24 protein-coding genes are annotated in these 12,150 nt (G+C 32.8%); all 24 read left to right on the top strand.

The features are described from left to right. Positions 1-691 (top strand): IS3 family transposase (locus tag BN3265_RS07690; RefSeq protein WP_148363011.1); only part of this gene is annotated, 691 nt, incomplete at its 5' end. A gap of 163 nt (positions 692-854) precedes the next feature. Then, positions 855-1,502, top strand: a complete 648-nt coding sequence (locus BN3265_RS07685; RefSeq protein WP_058990994.1) for a Crp/Fnr family transcriptional regulator — start codon at positions 855-857, stop codon at positions 1,500-1,502. Between the two features lie 310 nt (positions 1,503-1,812). Next, the gene (gene rpsJ, locus BN3265_RS07680; protein ID WP_004815458.1) at positions 1,813-2,121 is read left to right on the top strand and encodes a 30S ribosomal protein S10; all 309 of its coding nucleotides are present in this window, start codon (positions 1,813-1,815) and stop codon (positions 2,119-2,121) included. Between the two features lie 65 nt (positions 2,122-2,186). After that, positions 2,187-2,816, top strand: coding sequence for a 50S ribosomal protein L3 (gene rplC / locus BN3265_RS07675; RefSeq protein WP_058990993.1), 630 nt, complete (start codon positions 2,187-2,189; stop codon positions 2,814-2,816). Between the two features lie 13 nt (positions 2,817-2,829). After that, the gene (rplD, locus tag BN3265_RS07670; protein ID WP_058990992.1) at positions 2,830-3,453 is read left to right on the top strand and encodes a 50S ribosomal protein L4; all 624 of its coding nucleotides are present in this window, start codon (positions 2,830-2,832) and stop codon (positions 3,451-3,453) included. Continuing rightward, the gene (rplW, locus tag BN3265_RS07665; protein WP_058990991.1) at positions 3,453-3,746 is read left to right on the top strand and encodes a 50S ribosomal protein L23; all 294 of its coding nucleotides are present in this window, start codon (positions 3,453-3,455) and stop codon (positions 3,744-3,746) included. The genes rplD and rplW overlap by 1 nt, the downstream gene beginning before the upstream one ends. Before the next feature lie 11 nt (positions 3,747-3,757). Next, the gene (gene rplB / locus BN3265_RS07660; RefSeq protein WP_058990990.1) at positions 3,758-4,591 is read left to right on the top strand and encodes a 50S ribosomal protein L2; all 834 of its coding nucleotides are present in this window, start codon (positions 3,758-3,760) and stop codon (positions 4,589-4,591) included. Between the two features lie 9 nt (positions 4,592-4,600). Then, on the top strand, positions 4,601-4,888 hold the full coding sequence (gene rpsS / locus BN3265_RS07655; protein WP_004838107.1) for a 30S ribosomal protein S19: 288 nt from the start codon (positions 4,601-4,603) through the stop codon (positions 4,886-4,888). A 10-nt stretch (positions 4,889-4,898) separates the two neighbouring features. Further along, entirely contained in the window at positions 4,899-5,246 is a 348-nt protein-coding gene (gene rplV, locus BN3265_RS07650) for a 50S ribosomal protein L22 (protein WP_004838108.1), read from the top strand. Positions 5,247-5,248: 2 nt separating this feature from the next. Then, positions 5,249-5,974 (top strand): 30S ribosomal protein S3, encoded by a 726-nt coding sequence (rpsC, locus tag BN3265_RS07645; RefSeq protein WP_058990989.1) that lies wholly within the window; start codon positions 5,249-5,251, stop codon positions 5,972-5,974. Between the two features lie 29 nt (positions 5,975-6,003). Continuing rightward, the gene (gene rplP / locus BN3265_RS07640) at positions 6,004-6,435 is read left to right on the top strand and encodes a 50S ribosomal protein L16 (RefSeq protein WP_058990988.1); all 432 of its coding nucleotides are present in this window, start codon (positions 6,004-6,006) and stop codon (positions 6,433-6,435) included. Further along, complete coding sequence (gene rpmC, locus BN3265_RS07635; RefSeq protein WP_019116578.1) at positions 6,435-6,641, top strand: 50S ribosomal protein L29; 207 nt, start codon at positions 6,435-6,437, stop codon at positions 6,639-6,641. Before rplP ends, rpmC begins: the two co-directional genes overlap by 1 nt. 4 nt (positions 6,642-6,645) lie before the next feature. Beyond that, a complete protein-coding gene (gene rpsQ / locus BN3265_RS07630; RefSeq protein WP_058990987.1) occupies positions 6,646-6,906 on the top strand; it encodes a 30S ribosomal protein S17 in 261 nt (86 codons plus the stop codon). 19 nt (positions 6,907-6,925) lie between these two features. Continuing rightward, positions 6,926-7,294 carry a 50S ribosomal protein L14 gene (gene rplN, locus BN3265_RS07625; protein ID WP_004815474.1) on the top strand — a complete coding sequence of 123 codons (369 nt, stop codon included), beginning with the start codon at positions 6,926-6,928 and terminating at the stop codon, positions 7,292-7,294. A gap of 9 nt (positions 7,295-7,303) precedes the next feature. Next, a complete protein-coding gene (gene rplX, locus BN3265_RS07620) occupies positions 7,304-7,612 on the top strand; it encodes a 50S ribosomal protein L24 (RefSeq protein WP_004815475.1) in 309 nt (102 codons plus the stop codon). 17 nt (positions 7,613-7,629) lie between these two features. Continuing rightward, positions 7,630-8,172 (top strand): 50S ribosomal protein L5, encoded by a 543-nt coding sequence (gene rplE / locus BN3265_RS07615; RefSeq protein WP_058990986.1) that lies wholly within the window; start codon positions 7,630-7,632, stop codon positions 8,170-8,172. An 11-nt stretch (positions 8,173-8,183) separates the two neighbouring features. Then, positions 8,184-8,369 carry a type Z 30S ribosomal protein S14 gene (locus BN3265_RS07610; RefSeq protein WP_004838113.1) on the top strand — a complete coding sequence of 62 codons (186 nt, stop codon included), beginning with the start codon at positions 8,184-8,186 and terminating at the stop codon, positions 8,367-8,369. Positions 8,370-8,387: 18 nt separating this feature from the next. Further along, positions 8,388-8,783: a 30S ribosomal protein S8 gene (gene rpsH / locus BN3265_RS07605; protein WP_058990985.1), complete on the top strand. Its 396-nt coding sequence runs from the start codon at positions 8,388-8,390 to the stop codon at positions 8,781-8,783. A gap of 10 nt (positions 8,784-8,793) precedes the next feature. Further along, positions 8,794-9,333: a 50S ribosomal protein L6 gene (gene rplF / locus BN3265_RS07600; protein ID WP_058990984.1), complete on the top strand. Its 540-nt coding sequence runs from the start codon at positions 8,794-8,796 to the stop codon at positions 9,331-9,333. A 9-nt stretch (positions 9,334-9,342) separates the two neighbouring features. Beyond that, a complete protein-coding gene (gene rplR, locus BN3265_RS07595; protein ID WP_004838116.1) occupies positions 9,343-9,708 on the top strand; it encodes a 50S ribosomal protein L18 in 366 nt (121 codons plus the stop codon). Between the two features lie 15 nt (positions 9,709-9,723). Beyond that, complete coding sequence (gene rpsE / locus BN3265_RS07590) at positions 9,724-10,230, top strand: 30S ribosomal protein S5 (RefSeq protein WP_058990983.1); 507 nt, start codon at positions 9,724-9,726, stop codon at positions 10,228-10,230. Positions 10,231-10,240: 10 nt separating this feature from the next. Further along, complete coding sequence (gene rpmD / locus BN3265_RS07585) at positions 10,241-10,423, top strand: 50S ribosomal protein L30 (protein ID WP_004817749.1); 183 nt, start codon at positions 10,241-10,243, stop codon at positions 10,421-10,423. A gap of 10 nt (positions 10,424-10,433) precedes the next feature. Then, entirely contained in the window at positions 10,434-10,877 is a 444-nt protein-coding gene (rplO, locus tag BN3265_RS07580) for a 50S ribosomal protein L15 (protein ID WP_049690552.1), read from the top strand. Next, complete coding sequence (gene secY, locus BN3265_RS07575) at positions 10,877-12,148, top strand: preprotein translocase subunit SecY (protein ID WP_058990982.1); 1,272 nt, start codon at positions 10,877-10,879, stop codon at positions 12,146-12,148. The genes rplO and secY overlap by 1 nt, the downstream gene beginning before the upstream one ends. Positions 12,149-12,150 lie beyond the last annotated feature (2 nt).

The raw sequence follows: 12,150 nt of genomic DNA, 5'->3' as shown, positions 1-12,150 counted from the left end.
ACTGCAGTTAAAAAGATCAGGACTAATAATAAACAAAAAGAAAGTACAAAGATTAGTTCAAAAGCTAAAACTACAAGTAAAAAGTTATTCAAGAAAATCTAGAAAATACTCATCCTACAAAGGACAGATAGGAAAGATATCAGACAATAAAATAAAAAGAAACTTTAAAGTAGAAAAACCATACATTCAAATAACAACAGACACAACAGAATTTAAGTATTTAGAAAAAGATAAAAAAGGCAACTATCAAATAAAGAAACTTTATCTAAACCCATACCTAGATATGTACAACAGTGAAATACTAAGCTATGAAATATCAAAACAACCAACGATAGAACCAATCCTAAAGGCTTTAGACAAGGCAATAAAGGTAACTAGCAAAACAAAAGAAAAAAGAATATTCCACTCAGATCAAGGCTGGGCATATCAAGTGAAACAATACACATCAAGGTTAGAAACAAACGGCATCACCCAATCCATGTCCAGAAAAGGAAACTGCCTAGACAACTCACCAATGGAAAACTTCTTTGGAATATTAAAACAAGAAATATATTACGGACACAAATTCTATTCATACGAGCACTTAAAACAAACAATAGAAGATTTCATAAAATATTACAATGAAGAAAGAATAAAAGAAAAATTAGGATACCTATCACCAGTAGAATATAGAAAGAAAAATGCAGCATAAAAATCTTCTACCCCTAGGGGTAGGAAAGGACAAAGAAATACCAGAGCTAGTTTAGTTCTAACTCTGGTATTAGGTCCAACTTTATGGGGTCACCTTAAAATCCTCATCACTTTTTAATTTAAAAAAAATCAAAATAATATATAATTTAAATAGAGGTGAAAAAATGAATTTAAGACAAATACCCTTATTTAAAAATTTATCAGAAAAAGATTTAGAAATTTTAAAAGAAAATATAAAAATAGAAGAGGTAACATATGAAAAAGGATCTTATATTTTTAACCAAGGTGATATAAAAAAAGACCTATATTTTCTAGAAGAAGGCTCAATATTAGTTGCAAAATTTGACCCAAACGGCAAAAGATCAATAATTCAAACATTCAATCAAAAAGCAATATTTGGAGAAGTCTACGCCTACCTAGAAGAAGCCTACGACTTTTCAGCCTACGTTCAAAAAAAATCAAAATTAATAGTAATAAAAGATTTTAGAAAATTAATAAACGAATCAATGCCAAAATCATTTCTAATAAATTATATAAACTTAATAAGCAAAAAATGCTTAATATTAAGCCAAAAAAATCAAATAAGTACCCAATTTACTTTAAGACAAAAAATTTCAAATTTCCTATTAATAGAAGAAGAAAATGGAAAAGTAAATTTGGATCAAACAAGAGAAGAACTTGCAGATTTCCTATCAACAACAAGACCATCCTTGTCCAGAGAATTATCAAACATGGCTGATGAAAAAATAATTAAAATTAAAGGAAGAGAAATTTATATTCTAAATAAAGAAGGTTTAGAAGATTTACTATAGAAAACTTTCCTTATATATAGTAAAAAAAATTTTTAAAAAAACTTGAAAGCTTTTAAAAAAATATATATAATAGAACAGATTGATACAAAAATCGAAAAGAAATTTTCTAAAATTTTTAAAAACTGTTAAATTTACTTGATTTTTCTTATGATTTGTTGTATCATATTTAAGTGCTATGAAGTGGGAGGTTGCTTTCACACTTAAGCCAGATGTGGAAGGTAATTTCCACCAAGCAAGCTAGAGAATAATCTCTAGTGCTTTCCAAATATAATTAAACGCCCGGTAGAGTGGCACATCAAAAGGAGGAAAAATGGCTAATCAAAAGATAAGAATTAGACTAAGAGCATATGATCATGAAATAATTGATAGCTCTGCAGAGAAAATCGTTGAAGCGGTAAAAAGATCAGGAGCAAAAGTAAGTGGACCAATTCCATTACCAACTGAAAAAGAAGTTATTACAATACTTCGTGCGGTTCACAAATACAAAGACTCAAGAGAACAGTTTGAACAAAGAACACACAAAAGATTAATCGACATCATTGGACCAAATGCAAAAACTTTAGATTCTCTAAAGAAATTGAATTTACCAGCTGGTGTTGACATAGAAATAAAACTGTAATTAGAATGATTGAAGGTTTTCCAAATAATTTTGGATCAATCCGCTGTAATTAAGGAGGTACTCAAATGAAGAGTATATTTACAACAAAAGTAGGCATGACTCAAGTCATTGATGAAGATGGTGTTGTTACACCTGTAACTGTACTTAAGGCTGATGAGAATGTAATAGTTCAAGTTAAATCAGAAGAAGTTGATGGTTACAATTCAATCCAAATTGGATATCATGACAAAAAAGAAAAAAATGTTAAAAAACCTATCAAAGGACACTTTGATAAGGCTGGGGCTTCTTACAAAAGATTTTTAAAAGAAGTTAGACTTTCTGAAAAATCTGAATTAAACCCTGGAGATACACTTAGTGTTGACCAATTTGAAGAAGGCGAATTAGTAGATATTACTGCTATTTCAAAAGGAAAAGGAACACAAGGTGCTATCAAAAGATGGAACTACGGAAGAGGACCAGCAAGCCACGGTTCTAAATCACACAGAGTAGCAGGTGCAAGAGCAGCAGGTTCTGATCCAGCTAGAGTGTTCAAAGGTAGAAAAGGCTCTGGAAAAATGGGAAATGAACGTGTAACAGTTCAAAACCTAAAAGTTGTTAAAGTTAATACAGAAGACAGCTACATCCTAGTTAAAGGCGCAGTTCCAGGACCAAAAGGTGGACTTGTAAAAGTTAAACAAGCAACAAAGAGCCTATAATAAGGAGGAATAAATGCCTAAAGTAGAAGTTTTAAATATTAAAGGAGAAAATGTTGGTGAAATCGAGTTAAATGAAACTCTTTTTGCAGCAGAAATTGCTGAAACAGCTGTTTATGATGCAGTTAAAAACCAACTAGCTAATAAAAGACAAGGCACACAATCCGCTAAGACTCGTGCAGAAGTAAGAGGTGGTGGAAGAAAGCCATTTAGACAAAAAGGAACAGGTAGAGCTAGACAAGGATCTATAAGAGCACCTCACTATACAGGTGGTGGAATTGTATTTGCACCAAAGCCAAGAGACTATAGCTACAAAATTCCTAAGAAAATGAGAAGAAAAGCTCTTTACTCAGTTTTAACTTCAAAAGTAAATGACAATGAATTAATCGTACTTGATGAATTAAAACTTGACTCATACAAAACAAAAGAAGCAAATGAAATTTTAACAAACATAAATGCAAACAATAAAGCATATGTTGTTATTGCTGAAAATGATGACAAAGTTTATAGATCATTTAGAAACATTGAAGGATGCAATGTAGAAAAAGCAAACTTAATCAATGTATATGATCTTTTAAGACATGACAAACTTGTTATCACAAAAGATGCAATAAATAAACTTGAGGAGGTATTTATATAATGAAATCACCTTACGATATAGTAAAAAGACCAATAATTACTGAAAAAAGTATGGAATTAATTGAAGATAATAAATACACTTTTGAAGTAGACAAAAATGCAAACAAAGCAGAAATCAAACAAGCGATCGAAACTATCTTTGAAGGAGTAAAGGTTAAAAAAGTAAGAACTTTAAACTTTACTGGTAAAAAAGTTAGAACTAGATACGGTTATGGTAAAAAGGCTGATTGGAAAAAAGCTTATGTTACATTAACTGAAGATTCTGAAGCAATTGAATACTTCGACGGAATGTAGGGAGGATTTAAATGCCTATAAGAAAATTAAAACCAACATCAAACGGACACAGAAATATGTCTGTTATGACATACAGTGAAATTACAAAAAAAGCACCAGAAAAATCTCTAACAACTGATTTAAGAAAATCAGGTGGAAGAAACAATACTGGTAGAATAACAGTTCGCCATAGAGGTGGTGGAGCTAAAAGAAAATATAGAATCATTGATTTCAAAAGAAACAAAGATAATATACCAGCTAGAGTAAAAGCTATTGAATATGATCCAAACAGATCAGCAAACATTGCTCTTTTAGCTTATGCTGATGGAGAAAAAAGATATATACTTGCTCCAAGAAATTTAAAAGTTGGAGATATAGTTGAAAGTGGAAAAGAAGCTGATATCAAACCAGGTAATGCACTTGAATTAAAAGATATTCCAGTAGGTACACAAATTCACAATATCGAACTTAAAGCAGGAAGAGGAGCAATCCTTGTAAGAAGTGCAGGAGTATCTGCTCAACTTATGGCTAAAGAAGGAAGATTTGCAACAGTAAAATTACCAAGTGGTGAAACAAGACTAATCCACAATGATTGTAAAGCTACAATCGGAATGGTTGGAAACATTGAACACGAATTAGTAAGAGTTGGTAAAGCTGGAAAAACAAGATACATGGGTCAAAGACCACACGTAAGAGGATCAGCAATGAACCCAGTAGACCATCCACACGGTGGTGGTGAAGGAAGAACTCCAGTAGGAAGACCAGCACCATCAACACCATGGGGTAAACCAGCACTTGGTCTTAAAACAAGAAAAAAGAAAAATAAATCTTCTAAATATATAGTAAGAAGAAGAAACGAAAAATAGGGGGATTTAATGGCTAGATCACTAAAAAAAGGACCTTTTGTCGATGAACATTTAATGAAAAAAATTGAAGCATTAAATGAAAAAAATGACAAAAAGGTAGTTAAAACTTGGTCAAGACGTTCTACAATATTTCCTGAATTTGTAGAACATACTATAGCAGTTCACGATGGCAGAAAACATGTACCAATATATATAACAGAAGATATGGTTGGACACAAACTTGGAGAGTTCGTTCCAACAAGAACTTTCAAAGGTCATGCTAAAAAAGCAACTGAAATGAAATCAAAATTAAGTTAGGAGAGTATAAATGGAAGTAAAAGCAACAGCTAAATATGTAAGAATATCTCCTCTTAAAGTTAATTATATATGTAGAGAAATTAGAGGTAAACAAGTAGATGAAGCACTTAATATTTTAAGATTTACAAATAAAAAAGGTGCTAGACTACTTTCAGATGTACTAAAAAGTGCAATAGCAAATGCAGAAAACAATAACGGATTATCTAGAGAAAATCTTATTGTTAAAAAAGCCTTCGCAAACGACGCTCCAACTATGAAAAGATGGAGACCTAAGGCAAAGGGTGCAGCTTATCCAATCCTTAAGAGATCATCTCACATAGGCGTAGTTCTTACACAAGAAGAAGTAGAGGAGGCATAATAATGGGTCAAAAAGTAAATCCTAAAGGTTTTAGAGTTGGCGTAATTAAAGAATGGGACTCTAAATGGTATGCAAATAAAAAAGACTTTTCTGAACTTTTAGTAGAAGATCACAAAATAAGAGAATTAGTTAAAAAAGAAGTTTACGATGCAGGAATTTCTGATATAGAAATCGAAAGAGCAGTAAATAACATAAAAGTTTCAGTTTACACCGGAAAACCAGGAATGGTAATCGGTAAGGGTGGAGCAGGAGTAGAAGAATTAAAGAAAAAAGTTGAAAAAATCGCTCCTGGCAAAAGAGTAATAATAAACGTTGAAGAAATTAAAAACCAAGACGTTGACGCCCAATTAGTAGCTGAAAATATTGCAGCACAACTTGAGAATCGTATCACATTTAGACGTGCTATGAAACAAGCAGTTCAAAGAACAATGAGAGCTGGAGCTGTAGGAATTAAAACACAAGTATCTGGTAGACTTGGTGGAGCTGATATGGCAAGAAGTGAAGGATACAACGAAGGAAAAGTGCCACTTCAAACACTAAGAGCAGATGTTGATTATGGTTTTGCAGAAGCAGATACCCAATACGGTAAAATTGGATGTAAAGTTTGGATAAACAGAGGAGAAGTTCTTCCAGGAGAAAAAGCAAAAAGAATTCCTGATATCAAACAACCAAAGCAAAACAGAAGAAATAAAAGAAGACGTCCAAATAGAAGAAATAACGATAGATAATATTATTATCTCAAGGAGGAAACAAGATTATGTTAATGCCTAAAAGAGTAAAATATCGTAGACAACATAGAGGAAGAATGAAAGGTAAAGCCCAAAAAGGCAATACCCTTGCTTATGGTGAATACGGATTACAAGCACTTGATAGCACATGGCTTACAGCAAACCAAATAGAGGCTGCAAGACGTGCTATGACAAGATATATAAAAAGAGGCGGAAATATTTGGATTAAAGTATTTCCAGATAAACCAGTATCAAAGAAGCCAGCAGAAGTAAGAATGGGATCTGGTAAAGGTGCTCCAGAATATTGGGTAGCAGTAGTAAAACCAGGTAGAATGTTGTTTGAGATGAGTGGAGTTAGCGAAGAAGTAGCAAGAGAAGCTATGAGACTTGCAGCACAAAAACTTCCAATCAAAACAAAATTCGTAAAAAGGCTTGAAGTCAAAGAAGTGGAGGAAGCTTAATGAAAGCAGTAGAAATCAGAAAATTAAGTGAAAGCGAATTAAATAAAAAACTTTTCGATTTACAATCTGAATTATTTAATCTTCGTTTCCAATTGGCTACAGGTCAACTAGAAAACCCAGCTGCTATTGGAAATGTTAAAAAAGATATAGCTAGAGTAAAAACAATCCAAACAGAGAGAAAGCTCAATATAAACAAGGAGGCTTAACTTGATGGAAAGAAATAGTAGAAGATCCGTTCAAGGAGTAGTTGTATCAGATAAAATGGATAAAACAATCACTGTAAAAGTTGAAACAAAAATCCAACACCCTGTATACAAAAAAAGATTAAAAGTTAGTAAGAAATATAAAGCTCACGATGAGAACAATGAAGCTAGAGTTGGCGATACAGTAACAATAATGGAAACTAGACCATTAGCAAAGACAAAAACATGGAGACTAGTTAAAATTAACGAAACTGCTGTTCGTGCTTAATTAGGTAAAGGAGATTATTATGATACAACAAGAATCTCGTATGAGAGTAGCAGATAACTCCGGAGCAAGAGAACTTTCAGTTATCAAAGTTCTTGGAGGAGCCGGAAGAAGATACGCAAACATTGGGGATATAGTTACATGTTCAGTTAAAAGTGCAACACCCGGTGGAGCGGTAAAAAAAGGTGAAGTTGTAAAAGCAGTTATAGTAAGAACTTCAAGAGGAGTTAAAAGAAGCGATGGATCATATATCAAATTTGATGACAACGCAGCTGTAATAGTAAAAGACGACAAATCACCTGTAGGAACTCGTATATTCGGGCCAGTAACAAGAGAACTTCGTCATGAAGGATTCATGAGAATTATCTCACTTGCACCGGAAGTATTATAGGAGGATTAAATGCATATTAAAAAAGGCGACAAAGTCCAAGTAATATCAGGTGAATACAAAGGACATGTAGGAGAAGTTATTAAAGCATTTCCTAAAGAAAATAGAGTAATAGTTGAAGGTGCAAACATTCAAACTAAACACCAAAAAGCAAGACAAATGGGTGAAGAAAGTGGAAGATTTGAAAGAGAAGGAAAAATCTCAGCATCAAAAGTTCTACTATACTCAGAAAGCTTAAAAAAAGGTGTAAGAACATCAACTGAAATAATCGATGGAAAAAAAGTTAGAGTTTGCAAAAAAACTGACGAAAAATTCGATTAGATCCAAAAGGAGTAATTATGACAAGTAGATTAAAAGAAAAATACAAATCAGAAGTTGTTAAAGGTCTTGTGGATCAATTCGGTTATAAAAACTTAATGCAAGTGCCAAAACTTGAAAAAATTGTTATAAACATCGGACTTGGTGAAGCAAAAGATAACAAAAACATTTTAAACAAGGCAAAAAATGAACTTGCACTTATTACAGGTCAACAACCAATTGAAATAAAAGCAAAAAAATCTGTATCAAACTTTAAACTAAGAGAAGGCCAACCAATAGGTACAAAGGTAACTCTTAGAGGAGAAAAAATGTATGATTTCATGGATAAATTAATCTCAATTTCTCTACCAAGAGTTAGAGACTTTAGAGGAATTAATCCAAATTCATTCGATGGAAGAGGAAATTATTCATTAGGAATTAAAGAACAATTAATCTTCCCAGAAATTAACTATGACGATGTTGATTTCTTACATGGTATGGATATTACTTTTGTAACAACAGCAGAAACTGATGAAGAAGCTAAAGCATTCTTAACATTAATGGGAATGCCTTACAGAAAATAAAGGAGCAAAAAATGGCAAAAAAGTCAATGATTGCGAAACAAAAAAGAAAGCCAAAATATAGTACAAGAGCATATTCAAGATGCAAGATTTGTGGAAGACCACATTCTGTATTAAGAAAATACGGTATTTGCCGTGTATGCTTTAGAGAGCTCGCAAACAAAGGTGAAATTCCTGGAGTAAGAAAAGCAAGCTGGTAAGTTAGGAGGAAAATAATTATGATGACAGATCCAATTGCGGATATGCTAACAAGAATAAGAAATGGTAACAAAGCTAATCATACATCTGTAAGCTTACCATCTTCTAATGAGAAACGTGCTATTGCTCAAATTCTATTAGACGAAGGTTACATCAAAGGATTTGATGTAGAAGAGGACAATAAGCAAGGTATTCTTACAATAGACTTAAAATACGCAGAAGAAGGCGAAAAAGTTATTACAGGACTTAGAAGAATTTCTAAACCAGGATTAAGAGTTTATGTAAAAGCAAACGAAGTACCAAAAGTTTTAGATGGACTTGGAATTGCAATAATCTCAACATCAAAAGGACTATTAACAGATAAAGCTGCAAGAGAGGCAAATGTCGGCGGCGAAGTTATGTGTTATGTATGGTAAGGAGGAATAAATGTCAAGAATAGGTAAAAAACCAATTGAAATCCCTTCTGGAGTAACTATTGATGTTAAAGACAATTTGGTTACAGTAAAAGGACCAAAAGGTGAAGATTCTCAATTAGTATCAAAAAACTTGAAACTTGAACAAGAAGAAAACGAGTTGTTAGTAATAACTTCTGAAAATCCTACAAAAATTGAAAATCAAGAACATGGTCTTTACAGATCATTAATTGCAAATATGGTTTTAGGAGTAACAGAAGGTTATCAAAAAACTCTACAAATAGAAGGAACAGGATACAGAGCCCAAAAACAAGGAAAAACACTAGTAATGAATCTAGGATTTTCTCACCAAGTTAAAATGGACGATCCTGAAGGTATTGAAGTTGAAGTTCCTAACGATAGAACTATCGTTGTAAAAGGAATAAATAAGCAACTTGTCGGACAATATGCAGCAAATATCAGAAACTGGAGAAAACCTGAACCATATAAGGGTAAAGGAATCCGTTATGAAGGCGAACATATTAGAAGAAAAGTTGGTAAGACAGGTAAGTAGGGGGCAATAATGGCTAAAAAAACTAAAGAGCAAAGATTAAAAACTCGTAAGTACAGAGTTAGAAATAAAGTCAGTGGAACTGCTCAAAAACCAAGACTTAGCGTCTACAAATCAAATACTAATATATACGCACAATTAATTGATGATGATGCACAAGTAACACTTGCAAGTGCAAACACATTACAAAAAGAAGTAAACGAAGGTTTAGAAAATTGTGCAAATATAGAAGCTGCCACAAAAGTTGGCGAAATGATAGCAAAAGTTGCACTTGATAAAGGAATCGAAGAGGTTGTTTTTGATAGAAACGGATATCTTTATCACGGAAAAGTAAAAGCCCTAGCTGAAGCAGCAAGAGAAAATGGTCTTAAGTTTTAACGAGGGAGGATTTAGATGTATTTATTAAAACAAGATGTAGACAAACTAAACCTCGAAGATAGAGTAGTTAGTATAAATAGAGTTGCTAAAACTGTAAAAGGTGGACGTAACATGAGATTTGCTGCCTTAGTGGTAGTAGGAGATCAAAATGGACATGTAGGAGTAGGAACAGGAAAAGCTACAGAAGTTCCTGAAGCTATAAGAAAAGCTACAGAAGATGGAAAAAAACATATGGTTAAAGTTCCTATAGTAAATACTACAGTTCCACACAGAATATTGGCAAACAAAGGTGCAGGATCTGTACTATTAATGCCAGCTAAAGAAGGTACAGGAATCATAGCTGGTGGACCAGTTCGTGCTATCTGTGAACTTGCAGGATACAAGGATATCAGAGCTAAAAACTTAGGTTCATCAAATCCAAAAAATATCATTAATGCTTGCTTAAAAGCTTTCGCTTCTATGAAAACTGTAGAAGAAGTTGCAAGATTACGTGGTAAATCAATAGAAGAATTCGATTATTAAGGAGTATTCTATGGCAAAAGTTGAAATTAAATTAAAAAAATCCTTCATAGGCAGAAAAGACGATCAAATAGCTACAGCAAAAGCACTAGGTCTTAAAAAGATTGGTCAAACAGTAGTTAGAGAAGACAATTCTGCATTAAGAGGAATGATAAACAAAATTCCATTTATGTTGGAAGTTAAAGAATTAAGCTAGGAGGTGTAAAATGAAACTTCACGATTTAAAACCTAACCAAAAGCTAAAAACAAAAAATAGAAAAGGTAGAGGTCCAGGAAGTGGAAACGGAACTAGAGCAGGTCGTGGTCAAGACGGACAAAACTCAAGAAGCGGTGGCGGAGTTAGACCAGGATTTGAAGGTGGACAAATGCCACTATTTAGACGTCTTCCAAAAAGAGGATTTAAAAATATCAATAGAAAAGAATACGAAACAATTAATGTTTGCGATTTAGATATTTTTGAAGACGGAACAGAAGTTACACCTGAACTACTATTCGAAAATAAAATTTTAAATAAAAATAAAGCAAAAGCTGGAATTAAAATTCTAGGTGACGGCGAAATCACAAAGAAATTAACAGTAAAAGCTCACAAATTTACAAAATCTGCAGAAGAAAAAATCACAGCCCAAGGGGGAAAGGCTGAGGTGATCTAATGTTTGATACATTAAAAAGAGCTTGGGGTGAAGAAGAAATAAGAAAAAAATTCTACTTCACTCTAGTGATGTTATTAATCTATAGATTAGGAAATAACATCCCAATTCCATTTATAGACGCTCAAAAGTTAGCTGAGGCATATAAAGGAATGGAGGGAACCCTTGTTGATTATTTAAATATGTTAACAGGTGGTGGACTTTCAACCCTATCCATATTTGCACTTGGAGTACAACCATACATTACAGCATCAATTGTAATGCAATTATTAACAGTTGTAATACCAAGACTTGAAGAGCTAACAAAAGAAGGCGAAGCAGGAAGAAAAGCTATACAAAAATATACAAGATATATGACAATATTTCTTGCAATTTTTCAAGCTATAGCAATAACAAACGGATTATATGGAGCAGCATTATCATCTGCAACATCATTCCAAAAAATAGTTATGAATGTAGTTCTAATCGGTGGAACAATGCTTGTTACATGGATGGGAGAAACCATAACAGAAAAAGGAATTGGAAATGGTGTATCAATTATAATCTTCATGGGTATCATAGCAAACGTACCAAAGACGCTAAAAACATGGAAAACTGGACTTCATTACAACACAATTTCATGGATTTCAATCCTAGTAATGGCAATCGTAGTGATTTTTATAGTAGTATTTACAGTAAGAATTACAGAAGGCGAGAGAAAAATTCCAGTTCAATATGCAAAAAGAGTAGTTGGAAGAAAAATGTATGGCGGACAATCAACTCATATACCAGTAAAAGTAAATATGAGTGGAGTAATGCCAATAATCTTTGCATCAGCAGTATTAGCAATACCATCAACAATCTCATTATTTATGGGAAAAGCTAATGGAGGATTAAACCAATTCTTCAGCAAATCAAGCTATGGATTTATAATCTATCTTGTAGTTCAAGCAATATTAATATTAGTATTTGCTTACTTCTACAACATGATACAATTTAATACAGTTGAGTATGCAAAACAACTTCAACAAAACGGTGGTTTTATTCCAGGAATAAGACCAGGAAAACCAACTAGCGATTACCTAGCAAAAGTTGGAAACAAAATAACATTTATTGGTGCTATTTCGTTAGCTTTACTTACAATAGTACCAGCTCTATCATCAAGATTTTTAGGACTAAACTTATCATTTGGTGGAAGTTCAGTAATAATTGTTGTTGGTGTAATACTTGAAACAGTGAAACAAATAGAAGCAATGCTTACTATGAAAAACTATAAAGGATTTTTAAATAGGTAATA

Origin of the sequence: Anaerococcus rubeinfantis (assembly GCF_001487145.1) — a bacterium.
Taxonomy (GTDB): domain Bacteria; phylum Bacillota; class Clostridia; order Tissierellales; family Peptoniphilaceae; genus Anaerococcus; species Anaerococcus rubeinfantis.
This window is presented reverse-complemented; position numbering and strand designations above follow the sequence as displayed.